This window comes from Flagellimonas lutimaris (genome assembly GCF_051494225.1).
Classification (GTDB): Bacteria; Bacteroidota; Bacteroidia; order Flavobacteriales; family Flavobacteriaceae; genus Flagellimonas; species Flagellimonas lutimaris_A.
The window spans coordinates 200,231-221,850 of record NZ_JBNPYE010000007.1 but is presented as its reverse complement, the minus strand read 5'-3'; the positions used below and the strand labels follow the sequence as shown (position 1 = coordinate 221,850).

The following is a 21,620-nucleotide window of genomic DNA, read 5'->3' as shown; positions in this document are numbered from 1 at the left end:
CCCAACAATGGAAAACTATTTCTCCAGTTCCACCTCAAGATCTAGTACTGAAGGGTCTTTCATCAAGTCCAAGAAATTCACCTCGTAAATCAAAGTTTTGCCATCTTGGCTAAACGTAGCTTCCTCAGCGGTGGTAGACTTTATCTTTTTCGGAAAGTGATATTTTAAAGTGTACGTAGAACCCGAAAGGAACATTTCAGCTCCCTGCAAGCTGTCCAATTGTTGCTCAAACAATTCTTGGTCCACAATTTTAGCGGTACGGGTAAACTTGTTTTTCTTAAAGGTATAATTCACCTCCGTGGGTTGTTCGGCGGGTTTCATTTGTCCTTGTTGGGGATTCGCTTTACCGCCAATGGAACTGGCATCTTGAAAAGCACTGAAAGCATCGTTCACCTCGTTTACATTTTTAAATTCGCTAAACAAATCGAACATCATCAGCTTTTTCTCAGGATCCATCACCATCCGCATATTGAAGGGTTCCAATTTTTTTAGCTTCTCTTGTTCTTCAATCGGCAATTGAGCAATGCTATCTTTTTTCTCCTCTAAAAAATCCTTGAAAGAAATAATGGAATCAATCGGCTTCTCATCGGTTTTGGTCAATTCGTCGCCCATCATATCCATCATCTCGGAGCCATCAAAATTGATGGATAATTTACCTGAGCCATCTTCATTTAAATGGATTTCTTCGGTAAAATTGCATGAAGTCACCGCAAAGATGATGGCAACAATGAGTGCATATTGGATTTTTTTCATGGTATTTTCTTAATGGTTAGTGTATTCTACTATCTGTTTTGATTCAAAAAGAATCTCACTAAAAACCAAAAATACCATAATCGACCAATATCTAAAACGACAGTAGCGGATTTTGGACAAACCGCACAAAAATCAATCGTCCTATCAATTAATGCCAAAATAGATTGACGAATTTTAATTCGGGTTGTTCAAAATGACCAAAGCGGCAATTACACCGGGCACCCATCCACAAAGGGTCAATAGAAAAACAATTAGAATAGAGCCGCATCCCTTACCGATTACAGACAATGGAGGAAATAAAATGGCCAATAAAACTCTCCAGAAACTCATGATTATAAGATTTGATTGATGACATTTATAGGTAGTTAAAATGCGTGTTTTGTTACAGAAAACCATTATTTTTAACCAAAATCGACCAAAAAATGCGATTTTTCGTCCTTATCTTACTTTTAATTAACTCATCTGCCCTCTTTGGGCAATACCGCTTTTCTGGGGAAGTGTCCCAAGAAAATACTGGCAACGCCATTTATTTATCATTGGTAGAGGATTACCGAAAATCCTCTCGAGTGTACTTGGACCAGATAGTTCAGAAATCGGAAGTTGATTCCTTGGGACACTTTTCTTTTGAAGGAAACAACCTCAATAAGCAAAACCGTATCTACCGCATTCATTTGGATGGCTGTTCCGACAATACTGGTGCCAATCACTTTTTGGGCCAGTGCAACAACAGTAAAAATGTACTCTTTATTGCTAACAACAAAGACACACTGGTGTTTCCCACCTCTTTTGAAGACCAATCGCTTTGCACTATTAATTCTACCAATCCAAAATCAGGCTTGCTTTTGGAAATTGAAGGCTTAAAAGAGCATATGGCCTACGATTTTGCGGACTACCCGAGTGAAGCCAACAAAAAACTGAATCTGGATAAATGGTTTACAGCCATGCACAATTTTGGAAAGGAAACCGATGAACCACTTGCAGAACTTTACATCTATGATTTTTTATCGGATAAAAGAAACGAAACCTTTAAGTTTTATCTGGAAGACCTCACCAAAAACAATTATTACGAAAACTTATCTGAAAGACTGAGCAACACCTATCCTAATACAGAATTCGCCCAACAGTACCAAGCTGAAATCACTACGGACAAAGAATTGGCTAATTTCAATAAACCTACATTATCCAAATGGAACCGGACCATAATTGCACTTTTAGCGGTTTCGCTATTGGGCAATGTTTTATTTTTCTTGGGCAAAAAGAAAAATAAAACTTCTCAATTGCTTGAAAAACTCACCCCCCAAGAGCAAAAAATCGTCAATTTGATTTTAGAAAATAAGACCAATAAAGAGATTGCTTCGGAACTTTTTGTGAGCGTAAGTACCATAAAAACACACATCAACAATCTCTATAAAAAACTGGATGTTTCTTCGCGCGAAGAGATGACCGTTCGCTTCAAAAAATAAATTTCAACCCCCGGTCTAGTCCTTATTTCCAACGCCTAAAAGCTCGTTCAGCTATTGATTTTAATGAATTTGGCCATCAAACCATAAATCATATAAAATCATGAAACGAGTATTGACAACATTATTTTTGCTATGCATCATCGGTGCTTCAGCGCAAGAATTCAACAAGGAAATCATCACCGAAAACGGTCTACAATTCATGGTGGGACAAATCAATCTGGAAGGATTGCAATCCCAACCCTACAGCAACTGGTTCCAAAGCAGGCATGACAACTACCATCCGGATGACACCATGGTTGCGCTATTCAAAGAAAAATTAGGGGAATACAACATCAAACTATTCTTGGGAACTTGGTGCGGCGACAGCAAAAGGGAGAGCCCTAGATTGATGAAAATTTTAGAAGCATCGGATTTTCCCATGGAGCAATTGGAAATCATTGCCTTGGATTACCGTAAAGGGCATTACAAAACCAGTCCCACCGGAGAAGAAAAAGGCTTGAACATTATAAAAGTGCCAACCATTATCTTTTTTAAAGATGGAAAAGAAGTCAACCGAATTGTAGAAAGTCCCTTGGAAACTTTAGAGCAAGATATCGCCCAAATAGTATTTAAAAAGGACTATGTGCCCAATTATGCATATTAAGTTTGGCCAACGCTAAGGATTTAAAGCGCAAAAGTGTAATTTTGCGCTTTAAATTTTTACAGATTATGCAACTATCGGAACAAGAGATCGTTCGAAGGGAAAAATTGACCAAACTCAGGGAAATGGGCATCAACCCATATCCAGCAGCATTGTATCCTGTTGATGCTACTTCCAAGAGCATCAAGAATGATTTTGAAGAAGGAAAGAAAGTGGTTATTTCCGGTAGATTGATGTCACGAAGAATTCAAGGAAAAGCTTCTTTTGCGGAACTTCAGGATAGCGAAGGACGAATCCAAGTCTACTTTAACCGTGATGAAATTTGCCCTGGTGATGACAAAACCTTATACAACGATGTGTACAAAAAATTGTTGGATATCGGTGATATTATCGGTATTGAAGGAGAGCTTTTCACGACCCAAGTGGGCGAAAAAACCGTGATGGTGAAGCACTTTTCACTTTTGAGCAAAAGTTTAAAACCATTGCCACTACCAAAGGTAGATGACGAGGGGAAAGTATATGATGCATTCAACGACCCAGAACTACGGTACCGTCAGCGGTACGTGGATTTGGTAGTGAATCCCCACGTAAAGGACACTTTCATCAAAAGAACAAAAATCACCAACAGTATCAGGGAGTTCTATAACCAAAAAGGGTATTTAGAGGTCGAGACCCCAATTTTGCAACCTATTCCGGGCGGAGCGGCGGCACGTCCGTTCTTAACGCATCATAATGCATTGAACATTCCATTGTACCTGCGAATTGCCAACGAGCTCTATCTTAAAAGATTGATTGTTGGTGGGTTTGATGGTGTCTATGAATTTTCCAAAGACTTTAGGAATGAAGGAATGGACCGCACCCACAATCCAGAGTTTACCGTAATGGAACTTTATGTAGCCTACAAGGACTATAACTGGATGATGGATACCACCGAAAAACTATTGGAAAAAGTGGCCATTGACGCCACAGGAAGTTCCAAAGTAAAAGTGGGCGATCACGAAATCGAGTTTAAGGCGCCCTATCCAAGGGTTCCTATTTTGGAAGCCATTAAAATTCATACCGGTTACGATGTGGCTAATATGGAAGAGGACGAACTCCGCGAAGTAGCCAAGAAATTGGATATTGAAGTGGATGAGACCATGGGTGTGGGTAAATTGATCGATGAGATTTTTGGTGAAAAATGTGAGCACCACTATATCCAACCGACCTTCATCATAGATTATCCGAAGGAGATGAGTCCGTTGACCAAAGAACACCGAACCAATCCAAGACTTACGGAGCGTTTTGAGTTGATGGTGAACGGTAAGGAATTGGCCAATGCCTACTCCGAGCTGAACGACCCTATTGATCAGCGCGAGCGTTTTGAAGATCAGCTCAAGCTTTCTGAAAAAGGAGATGACGAAGCGATGTTCATTGACCAAGATTTCTTACGTGCTCTGGAATACGGTATGCCACCTACTTCCGGAATCGGAATCGGAATCGACCGTTTGGTGATGCTTATGACCAACAATTCATCCATCCAAGAAGTATTGTTCTTCCCGCAAATGCGACCAGAGAAAAAGCAGGTAGAACTTACCGAAGAGGAAAAAATTGTTTTGGACATTCTTAAACCACAAGGAGAAATGCCATTGGATGACTTAAAAACAAAATCAGGTTTGAGCAATAAAAAATGGGATAAGAGTACCAAGGGTCTAAATAAGCACGGACTTATCAAAGTGGAAAAAACAGAAGACACACTTTTAGTCAGGTACACAGGATAAATCAAAATTACCGTAGCATAAATAATTAAACCTCTGCACTTTGAATCGAGTGCAGAGGTTTTTATTTTTAAAAAAATGCTATCTTCCCGCCAGTTTTCCTCTAAACTGAGGGAAATTTCCAGCAGCATACCCCAATAATCTTACTAAAACCTATTTAAAAATGAAAAGAATGAAATTAGCATTCCTTTTTGTGCTGTTGGTATCGTTTGCTGGCATGGCACAAGAGGTAACCGGAACCGTTTATGACGACCAAAATGTGCCCTTACCGGGAGCTTCGGTCCAAGTAAAGGGAACTCAAACAGGAGCCATCACCGATTTTGATGGCAACTACTCCATCGAAGCAAGTCCAGGGGACATCTTAGTTTTTTCGTACGTTGGTTTTAACACCCAAGAAGCAACAGTAACAGGTAGCACTCTTAATGTCACCTTACAAGCAGGACTAGAATTGGAAAATGTTGTGGTCGTTGGTTCACGTAATGCCAATAGGACAGCCACCGATACCCCTGTTCCAGTTGACGTGTTGGATGTAACAGAACTAACACAATCTTCTCCCCAGGTGACCGTCACCGAAATCCTGAATTATGCCGCACCTTCGTTTACCTCCAACCCACAGACCATTTCCGATGGTACGGACCACATTGCCCCTGCTTCTTTGCGAGGACTTGGTCCTGATCAGGTTTTGGTGCTCATCAATGGGAAAAGAAGACACAAAACAGGATTGGTTAACGTAAACGGAACCTTTGGTCGAGGAAGTGTGGGAACTGATATGACCACTATTCCATCCAACTCTATATCCAGAATTGAAATTCTCCGAGATGGTGCTGCGGCACAGTATGGTTCCGATGCCATTGCAGGAGTCATCAACATTGTTTTAAAAAACACTGTGAATGAATTGCAGGTAGACATCAATACAGGAGCCAACTTTACCAGTGAACACAGCCCACAAAAAACTATCGATGGTGAAAAGGTAAGTTTAGGCCTAAATTATGGTCTACCGATAGGAAAAGATGGTGGTTTTATAAACTTTACGGGAAACTTTAGTCATCGTGGATGGACCAACCGTATGCAAGAGTGGGAAGGATCTATTTTTAATGGATACAATTCTGTTGAAAGAGCAGCAGCGTCAGCAGGCGTTGACATATCCACATTATTTACGAATGAAGCCCTAGTAAGGCAATATGCCCAAACCACAGGATTTACAAACGAACAATTGTCATTGATCAATGCAGCTTCAGATACGGAGCTTCATGATATCAACGCTCTTACAGGATCGCAAAGGGTTTTTGGAAACTCTTTCAATTATAATGATTTTCAAAATGGGGTTTTTACATTTCAAGACATGTTAAATTCATTCAATTCCCTGTCCTATACAAATGCAAACCAAGCAACAGAAATAGAGGAATTCTACAATGGTTTACCCAACAACATTAACAGTTCTCAATTCGGAAAATTACTGGAACAATTCCAAACAAACTCACCTTTAGGATTCAACAATACTGATTCCGAATTAGCGGCACGGAATCTGGTTCGCAGCGATTTTAATATGAGAGTCGGGCAATCCAAATTACGAGGCGCCCAATTTTTTGCAAACCTTTCCATACCGTTGGATGAAAATTTGGAACTCTATGGTTTTGGTGGGCTGAGTTTTAAAAATGGTAATGCCGCAGGTTTTTACCGCTTGCCCAATCAATCCAGAACGTATACACCTGCTTATCTAAATGGTTTTTTACCAGAAATTAATTCCAATATTGTAGATAAATCTGCTGCATTTGGAATCAAGGGAATGCTCGGGGATTGGAATGTTGACTTTAGTAATTCCTACGGTAAAAATGAGTTCTTGTATCGTGTCACCAATTCAAACAATGCATCTTTAGTAAACTCTACTGCTTTTGAAGCAGATTCTGGCGGGTTCAATTACAGTGAGAACACTACGAATTTTGATATGAGCCGTTTCTTTGAAGACACTATGGCTGGACTGAACATAGCCTTTGGAGGAGAATACCGTGTCGAAAACTATGCTATTGTAGCTGGTGAAGAGGCATCCTATACCCAATACAACACATTGGGCAACCCACACGACCCTACCGACCCGAATTCCGAAGTGCCAACAGACTTTTTTGGTAATTCAAGACCTGGTGGCATTCAAGTATTCCCTGGGTTTAAACCGGACAATGAGGTAAACGCTTTTAGAAATACCATAGCTGGTTACTTGGACGTAGAAGCTGATTTTACCGAGTCAATCTTGCTTAGTGGAGCCGTTCGTTATGAGAATTTCTCCGACTTTGGTGGAACCTTGAATTTTAAATTGGCGACACGTCTCAAAATCTCTGATAACATCAATTTTAGAGGTGGAGGACAAACTGGATTTAGAGCACCATCCTTACACCAAATCCATTATAGTTCAACTTCCACTTTGTTTGTTGATGGAATTCCAAACGAGGTTGGAATTTTTCCGAATACGTCGCGGGTAGCACGACTTTTGGGTATAGAACCTTTAAAGGAGGAAACTTCTATTGGGGCGACCGCAGGTTTCACAGCTAGGGTTCCCAGTGCAAATCTTAAGTTCACTTTGGACGGGTATTTGATCAATATAGATGATCGAGTTATCCTAACGGGACAGTTCGACGATAATGGCAACGCTGAATTGGCCAACTTGTTTCAACAAGCCAATGCCACGCAAGCAGCTTTCTTTGCAAACTCTGTTGATACCCAAACCATGGGACTGGATTTTGTAGTGGACCACAAAGCTCACATCTCGGACAATGTTTCGTTGACCAACACTTTGGCCTTTACTTTTTCAGAAACCACCGTGGAAGAAGTAAAAGTGCCCGAAGCCATTGCCAATGCTGGTCTAAGCAATACCTATTTTGATCCAACAAGCAGAATTTATTTGGAATCCGCCGTTCCTACCACCAAAGGAAATCTTTCGCACAATGTAAAAGTGGGAGACAACTGGAATTTCTTTTTAAGAAATGGATATTTTGGAGAGGTGAGAGAAGCTACAAATGAAGTCGACCCGACCATCGATTACACTTTTGGCGCTAAAGTGGTCACGGACCTTACCATAGGCTACAATTTCGCTAAAACTGCTACTTTAACTATTGGAGCCAACAACTTGTTGGATGTTTATCCTGATGAGAACGACCCTGCCTTCAGATCCAACGGAAGATTTATCTATTCCAGAAGGTCTGTGCAATTTGGGCAAAACGGGCGTTATATTTTTGGAAGGCTAACATTCAAAATAAAATAATTCTGCCATATTTTAATTATTTAATACGGAAGCCCCATCACGGGGCTTCTATATTTTTATGTTTTAACAAAAAAGCATAGCTTAGAACCCCGATGGAACTAAGTAAAAAAATTGGGCTGGTTCTAGGACCCGCTGTTTTTCTTGTATTAAACCTGTTGCCTTTTGAACTTTTATCGGAAAAAGGTGACCCCGTAATTTCAGTAGCGGCATGGATGCTGATTTGGTGGATTACCGAAGCGGTCTCCATTTCTGTAACAGCACTTCTCCCCTTACTTTTATTGCCCATTTTAAAAATATTGCCCATTGCAGAAGTTGGAGCCAATTATGGTAGCCCGATTGTATTTCTCTTCTTTGGCGGATTTGTTATGGCCCTTGCTTTGGAAAAGGTAAACCTGCACCGAAGGATTGCCCTGAACATCATAAAACTTACCGGAACCACACCCAATAAGGTGATTTTAGGTTTTATGATAGCCACAGCCACCTTGAGCATGTGGATCAGTAACACAGCCAGCACAGTAGTAATGCTTCCCATTGCTATTTCTGTTATAAACCTATTGATCAACGACGAGGACGGTTTTACCAAAAGTGACCAAAATTTTGCTTTGAGCGTAATGCTGGGAATAGCTTTTTCTGCCAATGCAGGTGGAATCGCAACTGTTATTGGGACACCCCCAAACTCTGTATTGATAGGATTACTGGAAAATGAATACAATACCGAAATTTCTTTTCTAAAATGGATGACCATTGGGTTACCGTTCTCCATAATCTTGATTACAATTTGTTACTTGGTTCTGGTGAAATGGATGTTTCCCAACCGAGACTTGGTTTTTAGTGCTTCCAAAGATGTGATACAATCTGAACTTGTAAAATTGGGTCCTACCTCAGGGAAAGAAAAAATGGTCTTGGTCATATTTGGAGTAACCGTTTTTCTGTGGATTTTCAGAACCTTGATCAATAGCATTTTCCCGAATTTGGGACTAACGGATACCATGATCAGTATTCTTGCGGCCTTAGCTCTTTTTGGCATACCCTATAATATTAAAAAGGGTGATTTTATCATAATTTGGAAAGATACTTCCAAACTGGCCTGGGGAATTTTAGTGCTTTTTGGTGGAGGTTTGGCTTTGGCCCAGGGAATGTCCACAAGTGGTATCGTGGATATGGTAGCAAATGCCATAGCCCAAAGCGAGATAAGTATTTTATTTACAGCAGCACTATTAATTTTCCTAATGTTGTTCATGACCGAATTGATGAGCAACGTAGCCCTGGTTGCAGTTTTGGCCCCAGTGGTCGCAGGCATTGCCATTGGTCTGAATATTCCAATGCTTCATTTACTGATTCCTGTTACCATAGCCAGTAGCTGTGCTTTTATGTTGCCCATGGCCACACCACCCAATGCTATTGTATTTGCCAGTGGCTATGTAAAAATTCCACAGATGGCACGTGTTGGGGTAGTACTTAACCTTATAGCGGTAGTATTGCTTATTCTAGTATTCCAGTTTGTGATTCCGCTATTGTTCTAAACTAAAAATGCCCCTCCGGGCGGAGGGGCATTTTTACAAACTAACTAACTCAAAAAAATGTAAGAAACTAACTTAACCAACGCTACTCGCTTTTAAGCAAGTGAAGCGTAACTCTTTGTTAGGTACAAAGTTATAACCCTTTTTTATAAATTTTATTGTAATTAGTTTTTTGTTAACGCAACGGTTTAAAAAGGAAAATGATTTGTTTTTCAGCTTTAAACTAAAAACAGTGCGGTAATTTCAGTCAACAACTCAAAACATTGCACAATCCGCACATTAAAAAGCATTTTACTAAAAATTACGCTCTGTCAAAACCAATGTTATTTTTTTGTTAACCAGCCTCTTATAGGTTTTTATTAACAAATAAAAAGCCCTCTCGCGAGGGCTTTTATTAACCAACTCAAAAATTTGTAAAATGAAAAACTAAACCATCTTACTAATTGACCCTTGTGTAAGGATCAAAGTTTTCTGGGAGATACTTGGAAGTATCAAAACCCAATTCTATTTCTTCATCTTCCATGTAGTTAACGGAAGTAATTGCGATTACATCGGTGTAAGGATCAAAACCTTCTGGCAATAAATACTTACTATTGATTCCCAATTCAAGTTCAACTTCACTTTCCACATAAGGAATAGCCTTTAAATCCACATACACTTCATAAGGAGAAAAACCTTCCGGTAGATAATCTTTGGTATCAAAACCTAGATACATATCCTCTTCCTCCATATAATTGATAGAATGTACATCCACAACATCGGTATAGGGGTTAAAGTCCTCAGGTAAATACTTTTGGGTATCAAAACCTAATGCTGGTTCAACTTCGCTTTCGAGGTATATGATGGAATTCAAATCAAAGTAGCTTTCGTAAGGATTAAAACCCTCGGGGAGATAATCAGAGGTATCAAAACCTAAATCAATTTCAGGTTCTTCCTCTATATAGGCTACTTCGTTCAAATCCAACTCGTAGGATGCATAATCTGCCACCTCGGAAGTTGAATCGTTTAACTCTGCACTAATGTTTAGTGTGGTTAAACTGTTCTCTAAACTACCAGGAGTCTCGGTTTGACCCTCGACAACCCTAGTATTTTGTTGGTCGTTCGCTATGGCGGTACTACTCAATAATACACTGCCATAAATTAATAATAACTTGTTCATTTTTTGATTGAATTTTTTGATTGATGTTATGCTTATAAGACTATTCAAAAACCAAAACGTTACAGTATTTAGGATTTTTTTACGAAAATAGAATACCCGCTGAGCCCAGCTATACGGGGCGATACACTCCAAACTATCAGTAAAACGCAGGACTCCCAAAGATTGGGGCATACCGTTAAAAAAATAACCGTTAATATTTATTTAACAGTTAATTCTAATGAATTTTAGGTTCTTTGAATCTTCTTAGCTATTCAAACTGACATATAATGATCAAAAATTTACTACCTCGACTAGTCTTAGTTGTTTTTTTATTGGGTGCTTTCCAAACTGCGGAAGCCCAACTTTTCAAAAAGAAGAAAAAAGAAACCGAACAAAAAAAGGAAGACAAGTCCAAACCTGGTGACATTAAACCTTACGATAAGGTAATCACCAAAGATGCAAAAACGGACGAAGGACTTTTTAGCGTACACACCGTTGATGATAAACGTTACTACGAAATTCCTGATTCCTTGTTCAACCGTGAAATGCTCATGGTGAGTAGAATTTCCAAAACTGCAACCGGAATTGGTTTTGGTGGAGGAAAAATCAATACGCAAGTGCTGCGTTGGGAGAAAAATGACAAAAAAGTATTGGTCCGTGTAGCCTCTTATGAAAACGTAGCGGCGGATTCATTACCTGTTCACGAAGCCGTGGTAAACTCCAACTTTGAACCAGTACTCTTTTCCTTTGATATTAAGGCCATCAACAAAAAAGATTCCTTGAACCCGGCAACGGTAATAGAAATAGATCCATTGTTCACTAAGGATGTAAAAGCCCTTGGATTTCCAGATGGTTTCAGAAAAAGATTCAAGGTTACCCGTATGGATGGCGACCGAAGTTATATCGAGTCCATTAAAAGTTACCCGCTGAACATTGAGGCGCGTCATGTAAAAACATACTTGTCCAACGACCCGCCAAGCAATTCCAGCTTGGGATCCATTTCGTTGGAAATAAACAATTCTATGATCTTGTTGCCCAAAGAACCTATGAAACGTCGTTATTTTGATGAACGTGTCGGTTGGTTTGCCAGAGGTCAAGTAGATTACGGACTAGATGCACAAGAAAGTAAAACCGTTACTTATTTGGATCGTTGGAGGCTCGAAGTCAAAGATGAGGACATAGAAAAATATAAGGCCGGTGAATTGGTGGAGCCCAAAAAACAAATTGTATATTATATAGATCGTGCCACGCCAAAAGAATGGGTTCCTTTTATTAAACAAGGTATTGAAGATTGGCAAGTAGCTTTTGAAGCTGCAGGTTTCAAAAATGCCATTATTGCCAAAGACCCTCCTTCACCCGAAGAAGACCCAGAATGGTCTCCAGAAGATGTTAGATATTCTGTGGTGCGTTATTTGGCCTCTCCTATTCCAAATGCCAACGGACCTCACGTGAGCGATCCGCGAAGTGGTGAAATCTTGGAATCCGATATTAACTGGTACCACAATGTAATGAGCCTATTGCGGGGTTGGTTTTTTGTACAGACTGCCGCTATTAATCCAGCTGCACAAAAAACACAGTTCAAAGATGAAGTTATGGGACGTTTGATACGTTTTGTATCCTCCCACGAAGTTGGGCACACCTTGGGACTTCCGCACAATATGGGAAGCAGTGTTGCCTACCCTGTGGATTCACTTCGCTCCGCTAGTTTTACTAAAAAATATGGTACAGCACCATCCATTATGGATTATGCCCGCTTCAATTACGTGGCACAACCAGGAGACGAAGGTGTAGCATTGATGCCAAACATTGGTATTTATGATAAATATGCCATTAAATGGGGATACAAACCTATTTTGGATAAAGCGGCCAAAGAAGAAAAACCAATCCTAAACAGTTGGATTTTGGAACACGCCGGAGACCCAATGTATCGCTTTGGTCACCAACAAGTGGGCGATATCCACGATCCAAGTTCACAGACCGAAGATTTAGGCGACGATGCCATAAAAGCTAGCTTGTACGGTATTGAAAACCTAAAACGTATTGTTCCCAAATTAATGGAATGGACCACTGAGGATGGTGAAAATTATGATGATCTGGAAACCATGTACGGACATGTTGTCGCACAGTTCCGCAGGTATATGGGACACGTATCCAACAACATTGGAGGTGTTTACGAATATCACAAAACTGCAGATCAAGAAGGTGCTGTATATACCCATGTGAGCAAGGAGCACCAAAAAGATGCCATGAACTTTATGCAGGAACAATTGTTCGAAACTCCTGAATGGTTGATAGATCAAAACATTTTCAATAAAATTGAATATTCCGGTTCCGTGGAGCGCATCCGCGCTACCCAAGAACGCTATTTGAACACCATGTTGCAATTGGGCAAATTGGCACGGATCATTGAAAACGAAACCTTGAACGGTGATGAAGCCTATGGTTTGGTAGAGATGATGCGCGATCTTCGTAGAGGAATCTGGTCCGAAACCAGAAGTGGCAGAACCATAGACACCTACAGAAGAAACCTTCAAAAAGCGCACATCGACCGTTTGGAATATTTAATGACAGCGGATAGTCAGCGTAAATTACCCGACTTTGGAGGGTATAGAAAATCCACACCCATCAACACAAGTCAATCCGATATTCGTTCGGTGGCACGTGCTGAGCTCAACAATTTAAAAAGGGATATTAGAAGTGGTCTTGCCAGAATATCCGACACTATGAGTCGTTACCATTTACAAGACGCCTTGGAGCGTATCGACCTTATCTTGGAGCCCGCAAAGTAGGCGCCTTTTTAAATAAAGTACAAATTGCAAAGGTGTAATCGATACGTTTATCGGTTACACCTTGTTTTTTTTCACATTCACATCCAATCAAGCGCATTTCACAACATATCACTGAGATTCCCATTCGGATTCATTATTTTAGTAATCCCAAATCTCAATATCATGACCTACAAGACAAAAAGCCTAATCTACTTTTCCTGTTTCGTGGCAGCCTCTGCACTTTACTATGTAGTGGACCAGCACGATGAATTCCAAGATCAGATCAACTCAGAAACTTACGTCGAGACACAATTCGAAGATGCCGACGATTACACTGATGATACCACAGAAGATTTGGAAGAAGAACGCAAGTAATTTCCCTTAAACACACTTTTACTGTTAAAAGCTTCATAAACTATGTTGCGATGGTTAAACCTTTGGACCTACAGCTTGTCCAAGGTATAAATCATTAAAATTTAGAGATATGAAACGATTAGCGGTAGTATTGGTCATGCTGATGAGTATTGGCATGGTCGCTCAAAGAAATGATGGCCCCAGAATGCGCAAAGGTCCTCAAATGGACATGACCGCAGAAGAGATGGCCACCTTGCGAACAAAACACATGACCTTGGCATTGGATCTGACCGAGGCACAGCAGGATAAGGTTCATGAGATTAATTTGGAAAACGCCCAATTTAGAAAAGCAAAATGGGATAATATTAAAGCGCTAAAGGAAAGCGGCGAATGGAAAAGGCCGACTTCCGAGGAACGATTTGCAATGCAAAACGCCCGTTTGGACCGTCAAATTGCAACGCAGGAAAAAATGAAAAAAGTACTGGATGAAAAACAGTACGAGACTTGGAAAACAATGCAGAAAAGCAGAAAAGCCATGCAAGGCAAAAAGAAAATGCAGAAGAGAGGGAGAAGAGGATAGTGTTTTTTGTTGATTTTAAGATGCCGCGCCTGCCATGGTCGCGGCTTCTTTTTTTATCGCTTTTTTAAACGATATTTTCGTTTATCGTCTTTTTTAACGATATTTGTATTAATCGCTTAATTAAACGATAAAATATACAATGATTGCCGTACTTACCGGAGACATCAAAAACTCCAAAGATCATAAAGCCGATATATGGTTGCCCGTTCTAAAACAGGCATTGGACCATTATGGCTTCGAACCTTCCGACTGGGAGATCTATCGGGGCGATAGCTTTCAGTTGCAAACTACTCCCGAGCAAGCCTTGGAAGCCGCTATTTTTATCAAGGCCAGCATCAAACAAATACGACAATTGGATGTACGGATTGCCATAGGCCTGGGGGAAAAAAACCATACCGCGGCAAAAATTACGGAATCCAATGGCGAAGCTTTTGTACATTCAGGGGAATGTTTTGACCAACTAAAAAAACAGACCTTGGCCCTAAAGTCCCGCTCTACCCTTTTTAACGAAACCCTGAACACCATGCTACAATTGGCTGCTTTGAACATGGACAATTGGTTGCCGGCCACCGCTACGGTGGTAAAAACCACCATGGAGCATCCCGAAGCCAACCAAAAGGAACTGGCAAGCCTGTTGGGCAAGTCACAAAGTACGATTAGCGAGGCATTGATCAGGGCAGGATTTGACGAAGTCCAAAAAATGATCCAATTTTACAGAACACAACTCGCCCAATTATGATGCTCTTGGCCCTAAAACTGATACTCGCCCACTTTATAGGAGACTTTGTGCTTCAACCGGCACATTGGGTAGCCGATAAACACCAAAAGAAAGGCCGGTCCAAATACCTCTACTTTCATATTGGAGTGCATGCACTGACGCTTTTGCTCCTATTGCAGTTTCAGCATCTGGGTGCCATTGCGGTTATTGTGGTGACGCATTACGGTATCGATTTGGGAAAACTGACCCTTACAAATCCCAAAAACTATCGGTGGCTCTTTGTAGTGGACCAAGTACTTCACTTGCTCGTGTTAGCTGGTGTTTTGTATTGGATATCCCCGTTTGCGTTGGATTTCACTTCAGTTTTTTCCGAAAGCACCTTACTGCTGATCACATTTTTGGCATTTGTCACCTACGTGTGCGGCATCATTATGCGGATGTTGTTGGCACCATATATTGATGAAGTGGCCAAGAGCGACGAACCTGGCGAAGGTGGCTCCCTTAAAAATGCAGGCACTTACATTGGCATGTTGGAGCGCCTCTTTGTATTCGGGTTTATTTTAATGCAGCAATGGGCTGCCATTGGACTTTTGATCGCGGCAAAATCCGTGTTCCGATTTGGGGACCTCAACAAGGGCAAAAACCGAAAGCTGACCGAATATGTCCTTATTGGCACACTCTTAAGTTTTGGCCTGGCCATACTATCGGGGATGCTGTATTTGTATTTGGCAGACCTGATTAAAGCCTAAAAAAAGAAACCGTCCCAAAGGGACGGCTCTCTCCGAATAAAAATCTACTTTGTTTAAACACTTTGTACTTATTGGGATTAGCATCGTAGCATGCCGACACAAAGATAGCCAAAAAATATTATTTAGAATTGTTTTAAATTACCTGATTTTGTAGTCAGATGCATAACGGGTAATTGTCAAGGCAATCTTTTTATCTCCTAACATTTAATTGAGTTAGTTTGTATGAAAAGTGGGGCAGATGTTCCACTTTCACCCTTCACCCCAATTGTCCATTGTTAATTGTTGATTGCCCATTGTAAATTGATAATTGTCAACTGTTCATTGCAAATTGTAGAAGACCCCCAGTTTTTTTAAGGTTTTTCCACAATGCTTTTTATTGAGTAATTGGTACTTTGCTGCGCACAGCCCCTTCCCCCTAGAACTTTACAGTACAATGCTTTGCATAAAAAAGGTAAAAACATCGGTTACATCCTTATTTGGGTGTATAGAAGTATATTTTACGTTTTATAAATAAGTTATGCAGCATTTAATAATTTACGTAGTCAACTATATAGTTGGTTACTTTTTTATTATATTTGTCCTCATAATAATTTAAATATGGACAACGATTTTATAAAAGAACTTGGCTACAAAGCCTTAGATAGCCGATTGAAAAGAGTAAGCGACAGAATGTCTCGTGATATAAGAAAGCTATACCAAGAATTAGATGTTGATGTCGAACCAAATTGGTATTTAATATTTATGCTTTTACAAAAAAAAGAAAAATGTTCAATATCCTATATCGCTGAACATTTGGGATATGCACATCCATCTATAGTTGTTATCGTGCAAAAAATGTCAAAAAAGGGTTATTTAAAAACCGAACAAGACCCCTTAGACAAAAGAAAGCAGGTAATCTCATTATCCGCTAAAGCTAATAAATTGATGCCCAAACTTGAAACGCTTTGGTGTAGTTGTGAAAAGGCAATCCTAGATATCCTAGATAACGATTTAAGTATTCTAACATATTTGGACAATATAGATTTAAAATTAGAAAAAACTTCATTTCACTACAGATTTAAACAAGAATACCTAAAATCAATTAAACAATAATTATGAAAAAATCAATTTTTATTATAGTACTTCTATTTTCAAGCATAGTTTCATTTGCTACAGAAACTAAAATCATAGTAAGGGCAAAAGCCAAAGATGCTAAATTTATTGGTAGCTCACTTGGTGGTGCTTATGTTATCATTAGAAATAAAACCAATAATAGAATATTAGCCGAAGGTAAAACAATAGGCAGCACAGGAAACACTGATTTAATAATGAATATCCCTAAAGAAAGAGGAAATTCAATTTCGGATGAGCAAGCAGCCAAATTCTTAGCAACTATTGATATTGTTGAACCAACTTTTATTATTATAGAAGTCATTTCACCGTTTAACAATAAACAAGCTCAAAGTAAAGTGAGCACCGAATTATGGCTAATTCCTGGTAAGGATATTTTAGGAGACGGAATTATTTTAGAAATTCCAGGATTTATTATAGATATTTTGAAACCCAGAACTCATAATTACATTGCCTTAAAGTCTATTAAAAATAAACCATTTGAAATAAAGGCAAACATAGTAATGATGTGTGGATGTACCATAAATAAAGGAGGGGTTTGGGATTCTGAAAATATAGAAGTTAAGGCTATACTTAAAAAAAATGGCTCTTATCTTAAAGATGTTACCATGTCGCTTACAGAGACAAATCTTTTTGAAGGAACTATAAAACTCACTTCAGCTGGTCAATATGAACTCATCGTTTATGCCTATAATTCTAAAAGTGGAAATACAGGGGTTGATAAAGTTAATTATGTTGTTTATGAATAAGATAATAGGTTTACTAATAGTACTTGCTATTGCTACTTCTTGCGGTAGAAATAGGCATACAACTACAGAAAAAAGTAAGCAATCAAACAATACTCAGAATAGTATTGAAAGGATTGTAAATGTGGAAATTACCGAGTTTATGAAAGCCCCTGAATTTTCTGCTCTATCTGGTTCAATCTATGTCAATGGGAAAGCGTATCAATTTCATTTTGGTGAATTAACAGATGGAACTAAGCCTAATAATAGAACACTTTATGAAATTGGTTCAATCTCAAAAACATATGTTGGATTACTCTTGTCTCAAGCTGTTACTGACGGAAAACTTAATTTGGAATCTGATATAAGAGCATATCTTCCAAATGGTAATTATGAAAACTTAAAACTTAAAGATTCACCAATAACACTCAGAAATTTGGCAACGCATACATCGGGTTTGCCTGTAAACTTGAATTGCAATGATTTGGAATATCCCCAAAAATTTGACTGTATCAAATCCTATTCAAGAGAAGTGTTCTTTAATAAACTTTTAAAAGTAAAATTACTGGACGATTCAGGCAAAAACTATAATTACTCAAATGCGGGAATTAGACTTATTGGGTACATCTTGGAAGAAGTATATAACGATACCTTTCCTAATCTTTTAAAAAGATATGTTTTTTCTAAATCTGGAGAACAAAATACGTTCTATAGACTAAACGAAAATTTAAAATTGGAAATGGCTTTGGGAAAAAATAGAGACGGAGTAATTATGCCTATTTCAAGTGAATATTATGCAAGTGATGGAGCATTAAAGTCTAATACACGTTCAATGTTGAATTACATTAAAATGTATATGGAAAGTCAGGATGCAGCTGTGAAACAATCATTGAACTTACTCACAGAAAAGAATAATAGATTAGGAAGAGCTTATGTTTGGAACACATTTCAGTACAATACAGCAAATCCAATGTTTTATCATAGTGGAGGCACTTTTGGTTTTTCATCTTGGATAGCGTTGTATCCTAAAAAAAATATCGGAATATTTCTTGTTACAAATGTTTCCACTTCTGATGCTCAAGAAAAGTTAAATCAAATTTCAAACAGAATAATTGACAAAATAAATAAAAACGCTACATAACACGGTGTATAAGTAATAGCGGGTAAAGTGATAAACCGAAAGTATAAACATAAAACAAAGGTTAGTACAAAACCGAAAGGTTTGTGACTAGAAATCCGCTACTACTCATACACTAAACCGTTATGCTTCATTATTTGAATTCACCAATTTGATAAATACCCTATCTTTAGAGAAACCAACCTCTGATGATCAAATTCTTTCGTCGAATCCGGCAACGACTTCTTTCGGAAAACAAATTCAGTAAATATTTGATTTATGCTATCGGTGAGATTATTCTTGTAGTAATCGGTATTCTAATAGCCATTCAACTAAACGATTTTAACGAAGATAGAAAAGAACGCAAAAAGGAGTTATCCTTTCTTCTAAAACTAAAAGATGATATCAATTCGGATATACGGGATTTAACGTTGAGAGATTCCATTTTAGCTGTTTATCAATCCAGTCAGGAAAAAGGATTGGAATTATTACTTGAAGCAAAATCAGTAAAGGATATTTTAACCCTAGACTCTCTCATTCAATACCGTTGGCAAAGTTTTGTAGTAAATAGAAAGACCTATGATGAAATGCTTACTACTAGCGGCATTTACATTATTAAAAATAGAGAATTACTAAATCATTTAAGTGATCATTATGCTTTAATAGAAACATATCAAAAAAACTATCAAGAGATTAATGAAGATGGACGAGGGCATTATAAAGCATCCAATTTAGACCCTTTCGATTTTATAAAGAAGCACTATAGAAATAAATCATTCGATATTACAAGGCTTGATACAACCTGGATTAGCAACCATAATTCACTTACTTATTTAGCCTTATCTAGATTCTATAGTCATGTGATCCTAGCTGTTAATGGAATTAAACGAAGATACATCACAGAAATACTTACAAATAGCAAAGAATTGGTAGTTGAAATAGAACAGGAATTAAGAAAAAATAATATCCAAAAATAACGACAGCACAACATTATGAAGAAACATTTTGCACACATTATTGTCAGTGCACTAATCCTAACTTTAATTTCTTGTCAAAAGAAGCAAAGCGGATTTGAAATATCTGCCAATCTTGATGGATTTAAGGATAAATCCAAGGTTTTGATATCAGACATTGCAAGCCAAAAGGTATTGGACTCTACAACTGTAATTGATGGAAAATTTGTGTTAAGTGGATTTTTAGAAAATGATCCATCTACAGTTAGTCTAATGATTTTATCTGACGATGGAAAAGAGAGAAATTACACTTCTATATTTATGGGTAACGAAAAAATATCCATATCGGGCAACAAATCATCTTTTAGCAATAAAATTATAGTTGTAGGCTCGAATTATCACGGACTAAAAGCCGATTTTGATAAACAGGTTAATCCCCTTTACGACGAGAGAGACAAGAAAATTCAACAAATGTTTACCCTGCGAAATGATGGAAAATGGAATGACAGTTTACAATCCGCTTATTGGTCAAAAACGGGCTTGATAACTAAAATTGACAAGGAAACTTCAAAAATCACAGAACAGTTTATTGCAGACAACATAAATTCACATTTTGCACTATCTCAACTTGTAACTAACAAGAATGATTTCTCAAAAGAGTTCATTAAAAATCAATTAGATAGGCTTGAACCAAAATTTTTGGATACAAGATATGTAAACGTTCTCAAGACCTATTTGGCAAACAAACCATTAGAAAACGGTGCGTCTTTTTATAATTTTAAAGCAGAAGACCAAAATGGACAAACAGTTGACTTTGCTTCATTTTTCAACAGCGATAAAGAATTTACTCTGCTTGAATTTTACTCACCTCATTGCGGGTGGTGCAAAAAAGCGTTACCTGAAATAAAGGAATTGGAAAAAGCTGAGAATGAGAAACTACAAGTAGTTACATACAATGTTGACAAAAACAAAGAAGATTGGCTAAAAACCACCAAATCAAACGGAATTACGTGGACAACTTTATGGAATGAAAATGGAAGATATAGTGATGCTTATACCAAATATCGAATAGTAGGAACACCAACTTACTATTTGTTTGACAAACATGGAAACCTATTAAAAATATGGACTGGTTACGATGAAAAACTCATTGCCGATATTAGAAACTCGATAGAATAACGTTGTGTAACTAAGTAAAAAAATAGGACAATTAGTGCAAAAACCGAATAGTAACTGCGCTTTTTCCGCCCTACCGTTCTTATACACAACCGTTATATTTAATACACCACCCCTCCTCCGCTTAAACCTTTACTCTACCACCCTCAACAATTGGTTATAACAACCCTCTGCAACAGGCATAAGATGTTCGCCCAAATAAGTAACCGGATACTCGGCAGCTTTATCCAAGTAACTACCATATATTTTTGTAAACCGCTCCATCTGAGCAGCGGATACTCCCATGAGTTCTGCCACAATGGTAATTAAATCCAAGGCATACAACCCACCATCATCCAAACTCAATTGTCGTAAATTCTCCGAAAGTTGGCTATGTTTTAAATCTTGCTGGATAAGCCGTATCACCAAGGTTTTGTTATGCATTACAAATAAATATTATCATATTTCAATATAAAAATATATTATTTTATATTATTTCACAACATTTTTATGTATTGTATTTTGCTATAGGTTAAAAAAGCAAGTTTGTGATATGCTACAATTTCATATTACAAAGTAATATGTTAGTGTATCACTTTTCCGTATGAATAGAATAAAGGAAGTTTTAAAGCAACAGGGCAGGACACAAACATGGTTGGCGGAGCAAATCGGCAAAAGCTATGTGGTAGTTACCAATTACTGCAACAACAATACGCAACCAAGTATCCCAGTCTTAAGAGATATAGCCAAAGTACTGGACGTGGATGTTCGGGAACTTTTGGTATCTACAAAGTCATAACACAAGCGTCATTTCAAACTGACCATCCCCAACATTTTCACATAAAAAAACCACTCCAAACCAATTGA

General features: G+C 38.3%; 20 protein-coding genes. 16 read left to right on the top strand and 4 right to left on the bottom strand.

The genetic code is table 11. The features are described 5' to 3' along the window. Positions 1 to 15 precede the first annotated feature (15 nt). Entirely contained in the window at positions 16 to 753 is a 738-nt protein-coding gene (locus ACQQ5U_RS14260) for a hypothetical protein (protein WP_437398496.1), read from the bottom strand. A 174-nt stretch (positions 754 to 927) separates the two neighbouring features. Then, entirely contained in the window at positions 928 to 1,083 is a 156-nt protein-coding gene (locus ACQQ5U_RS14255; protein ID WP_090291467.1) for a YqaE/Pmp3 family membrane protein, read from the bottom strand. 92 nt (positions 1,084 to 1,175) lie between these two features. Between ACQQ5U_RS14255 and ACQQ5U_RS14250 the strand changes: the two genes are divergently transcribed. From ACQQ5U_RS14250 to ACQQ5U_RS14230, 5 genes are all read left to right on the top strand, one after another. Further along, on the top strand, positions 1,176 to 2,216 hold the full coding sequence (locus tag ACQQ5U_RS14250; protein ID WP_437398494.1) for a response regulator transcription factor: 1,041 nt from the start codon (positions 1,176 to 1,178) through the stop codon (positions 2,214 to 2,216). Between the two features lie 100 nt (positions 2,217 to 2,316). Further along, a complete protein-coding gene (locus ACQQ5U_RS14245) occupies positions 2,317 to 2,859 on the top strand; it encodes a thioredoxin family protein (protein ID WP_437398493.1) in 543 nt (180 codons plus the stop codon). A gap of 65 nt (positions 2,860 to 2,924) precedes the next feature. Further along, positions 2,925 to 4,616 (top strand): lysine--tRNA ligase, encoded by a 1,692-nt coding sequence (gene lysS, locus ACQQ5U_RS14240; RefSeq protein ID WP_437398491.1) that lies wholly within the window; start codon positions 2,925 to 2,927, stop codon positions 4,614 to 4,616. A gap of 169 nt (positions 4,617 to 4,785) precedes the next feature. Further along, positions 4,786 to 7,866 carry a TonB-dependent receptor gene (locus ACQQ5U_RS14235; RefSeq protein ID WP_437398489.1) on the top strand — a complete coding sequence of 1,027 codons (3,081 nt, stop codon included), beginning with the start codon at positions 4,786 to 4,788 and terminating at the stop codon, positions 7,864 to 7,866. A 92-nt stretch (positions 7,867 to 7,958) separates the two neighbouring features. Further along, entirely contained in the window at positions 7,959 to 9,389 is a 1,431-nt protein-coding gene (locus ACQQ5U_RS14230) for an SLC13 family permease (protein ID WP_437398487.1), read from the top strand. 436 nt (positions 9,390 to 9,825) lie between these two features. Here the strand turns inward: ACQQ5U_RS14230 and ACQQ5U_RS14225 are convergent, their stop codons facing one another. After that, a complete protein-coding gene (locus ACQQ5U_RS14225; protein ID WP_437398486.1) occupies positions 9,826 to 10,545 on the bottom strand; it encodes a hypothetical protein in 720 nt (239 codons plus the stop codon). A gap of 266 nt (positions 10,546 to 10,811) precedes the next feature. Between ACQQ5U_RS14225 and ACQQ5U_RS14220 the strand changes: the two genes are divergently transcribed. The 10 genes from ACQQ5U_RS14220 (at position 10,812) to ACQQ5U_RS14175 (ending at position 20,777) form a co-directional block, all read left to right on the top strand. Next, positions 10,812 to 13,313, top strand: a complete 2,502-nt coding sequence (locus ACQQ5U_RS14220) for a zinc-dependent metalloprotease (RefSeq protein WP_437398484.1) — start codon at positions 10,812 to 10,814, stop codon at positions 13,311 to 13,313. 162 nt (positions 13,314 to 13,475) lie between these two features. Beyond that, on the top strand, positions 13,476 to 13,667 hold the full coding sequence (locus tag ACQQ5U_RS14215) for a hypothetical protein (RefSeq protein ID WP_437398482.1): 192 nt from the start codon (positions 13,476 to 13,478) through the stop codon (positions 13,665 to 13,667). Between the two features lie 109 nt (positions 13,668 to 13,776). Continuing rightward, positions 13,777 to 14,226 (top strand): hypothetical protein, encoded by a 450-nt coding sequence (locus tag ACQQ5U_RS14210; RefSeq protein ID WP_437398481.1) that lies wholly within the window; start codon positions 13,777 to 13,779, stop codon positions 14,224 to 14,226. A gap of 139 nt (positions 14,227 to 14,365) precedes the next feature. Further along, positions 14,366 to 14,965, top strand: a complete 600-nt coding sequence (locus ACQQ5U_RS14205) for a transcriptional regulator (RefSeq protein ID WP_437398479.1) — start codon at positions 14,366 to 14,368, stop codon at positions 14,963 to 14,965. Next, positions 14,962 to 15,693 carry a DUF3307 domain-containing protein gene (locus ACQQ5U_RS14200; RefSeq protein WP_437398477.1) on the top strand — a complete coding sequence of 244 codons (732 nt, stop codon included), beginning with the start codon at positions 14,962 to 14,964 and terminating at the stop codon, positions 15,691 to 15,693. The genes ACQQ5U_RS14205 and ACQQ5U_RS14200 overlap by 4 nt, the downstream gene beginning before the upstream one ends. A gap of 597 nt (positions 15,694 to 16,290) precedes the next feature. Beyond that, a complete protein-coding gene (locus ACQQ5U_RS14195; RefSeq protein ID WP_288936184.1) occupies positions 16,291 to 16,785 on the top strand; it encodes a MarR family winged helix-turn-helix transcriptional regulator in 495 nt (164 codons plus the stop codon). 2 nt (positions 16,786 to 16,787) lie between these two features. Continuing rightward, positions 16,788 to 17,552 (top strand): hypothetical protein, encoded by a 765-nt coding sequence (locus tag ACQQ5U_RS14190; protein WP_288936182.1) that lies wholly within the window; start codon positions 16,788 to 16,790, stop codon positions 17,550 to 17,552. Beyond that, positions 17,545 to 18,669 (top strand): serine hydrolase domain-containing protein, encoded by a 1,125-nt coding sequence (locus ACQQ5U_RS14185; protein WP_437398475.1) that lies wholly within the window; start codon positions 17,545 to 17,547, stop codon positions 18,667 to 18,669. Before ACQQ5U_RS14190 ends, ACQQ5U_RS14185 begins: the two co-directional genes overlap by 8 nt. Positions 18,670 to 18,854: 185 nt before the next feature. Further along, positions 18,855 to 19,622, top strand: coding sequence for a DUF6090 family protein (locus ACQQ5U_RS14180; protein WP_437398474.1), 768 nt, complete (start codon positions 18,855 to 18,857; stop codon positions 19,620 to 19,622). A 15-nt stretch (positions 19,623 to 19,637) separates the two neighbouring features. Next, positions 19,638 to 20,777, top strand: a complete 1,140-nt coding sequence (locus ACQQ5U_RS14175; protein WP_437398472.1) for a redoxin domain-containing protein — start codon at positions 19,638 to 19,640, stop codon at positions 20,775 to 20,777. Between the two features lie 129 nt (positions 20,778 to 20,906). Here the strand turns inward: ACQQ5U_RS14175 and ACQQ5U_RS14170 are convergent, their stop codons facing one another. Next, positions 20,907 to 21,197, bottom strand: a complete 291-nt coding sequence (locus ACQQ5U_RS14170) for a hypothetical protein (protein ID WP_437398470.1) — start codon at positions 21,195 to 21,197, stop codon at positions 20,907 to 20,909. 160 nt (positions 21,198 to 21,357) lie between these two features. On the opposite strand from ACQQ5U_RS14170, the gene ACQQ5U_RS14165 reads away from it, so the two are divergent. Continuing rightward, positions 21,358 to 21,552: a helix-turn-helix transcriptional regulator gene (locus ACQQ5U_RS14165; RefSeq protein ID WP_437398468.1), complete on the top strand. Its 195-nt coding sequence runs from the start codon at positions 21,358 to 21,360 to the stop codon at positions 21,550 to 21,552. Positions 21,553 to 21,620: the final 68 nt, after the last annotated feature.

Excerpts from the sequence above, each read along its gene's own strand:
- ACQQ5U_RS14260 (WP_437398496.1), bottom strand. The coding sequence starts at position 753 with ATGAAAAAAATCCAATATGCACTCATTGTTGCCATCATCTTTGCGGTG.
- ACQQ5U_RS14255 (WP_090291467.1), bottom strand. The coding sequence starts at position 1,083 with ATGAGTTTCTGGAGAGTTTTATTGGCCATTTTATTTCCTCCATTGTCT.
- ACQQ5U_RS14250 (WP_437398494.1), top strand. The coding sequence starts at position 1,176 with ATGCGATTTTTCGTCCTTATCTTACTTTTAATTAACTCATCTGCCCTC.
- ACQQ5U_RS14245 (WP_437398493.1), top strand. The coding sequence starts at position 2,317 with ATGAAACGAGTATTGACAACATTATTTTTGCTATGCATCATCGGTGCT.
- lysS (WP_437398491.1), top strand. The coding sequence starts at position 2,925 with ATGCAACTATCGGAACAAGAGATCGTTCGAAGGGAAAAATTGACCAAA.
- ACQQ5U_RS14235 (WP_437398489.1), top strand. The coding sequence starts at position 4,786 with ATGAAATTAGCATTCCTTTTTGTGCTGTTGGTATCGTTTGCTGGCATG.
- ACQQ5U_RS14230 (WP_437398487.1), top strand. The coding sequence starts at position 7,959 with ATGGAACTAAGTAAAAAAATTGGGCTGGTTCTAGGACCCGCTGTTTTT.
- ACQQ5U_RS14225 (WP_437398486.1), bottom strand. The coding sequence starts at position 10,545 with ATGAACAAGTTATTATTAATTTATGGCAGTGTATTATTGAGTAGTACC.
- ACQQ5U_RS14220 (WP_437398484.1), top strand. The coding sequence starts at position 10,812 with ATGATCAAAAATTTACTACCTCGACTAGTCTTAGTTGTTTTTTTATTG.
- ACQQ5U_RS14215 (WP_437398482.1), top strand. The coding sequence starts at position 13,476 with ATGACCTACAAGACAAAAAGCCTAATCTACTTTTCCTGTTTCGTGGCA.
- ACQQ5U_RS14210 (WP_437398481.1), top strand. The coding sequence starts at position 13,777 with ATGAAACGATTAGCGGTAGTATTGGTCATGCTGATGAGTATTGGCATG.
- ACQQ5U_RS14205 (WP_437398479.1), top strand. The coding sequence starts at position 14,366 with ATGATTGCCGTACTTACCGGAGACATCAAAAACTCCAAAGATCATAAA.
- ACQQ5U_RS14200 (WP_437398477.1), top strand. The coding sequence starts at position 14,962 with ATGATGCTCTTGGCCCTAAAACTGATACTCGCCCACTTTATAGGAGAC.
- ACQQ5U_RS14195 (WP_288936184.1), top strand. The coding sequence starts at position 16,291 with ATGGACAACGATTTTATAAAAGAACTTGGCTACAAAGCCTTAGATAGC.
- ACQQ5U_RS14190 (WP_288936182.1), top strand. The coding sequence starts at position 16,788 with ATGAAAAAATCAATTTTTATTATAGTACTTCTATTTTCAAGCATAGTT.
- ACQQ5U_RS14185 (WP_437398475.1), top strand. The coding sequence starts at position 17,545 with ATGAATAAGATAATAGGTTTACTAATAGTACTTGCTATTGCTACTTCT.
- ACQQ5U_RS14180 (WP_437398474.1), top strand. The coding sequence starts at position 18,855 with ATGATCAAATTCTTTCGTCGAATCCGGCAACGACTTCTTTCGGAAAAC.
- ACQQ5U_RS14175 (WP_437398472.1), top strand. The coding sequence starts at position 19,638 with ATGAAGAAACATTTTGCACACATTATTGTCAGTGCACTAATCCTAACT.
- ACQQ5U_RS14170 (WP_437398470.1), bottom strand. The coding sequence starts at position 21,197 with ATGCATAACAAAACCTTGGTGATACGGCTTATCCAGCAAGATTTAAAA.
- ACQQ5U_RS14165 (WP_437398468.1), top strand. The coding sequence starts at position 21,358 with ATGAATAGAATAAAGGAAGTTTTAAAGCAACAGGGCAGGACACAAACA.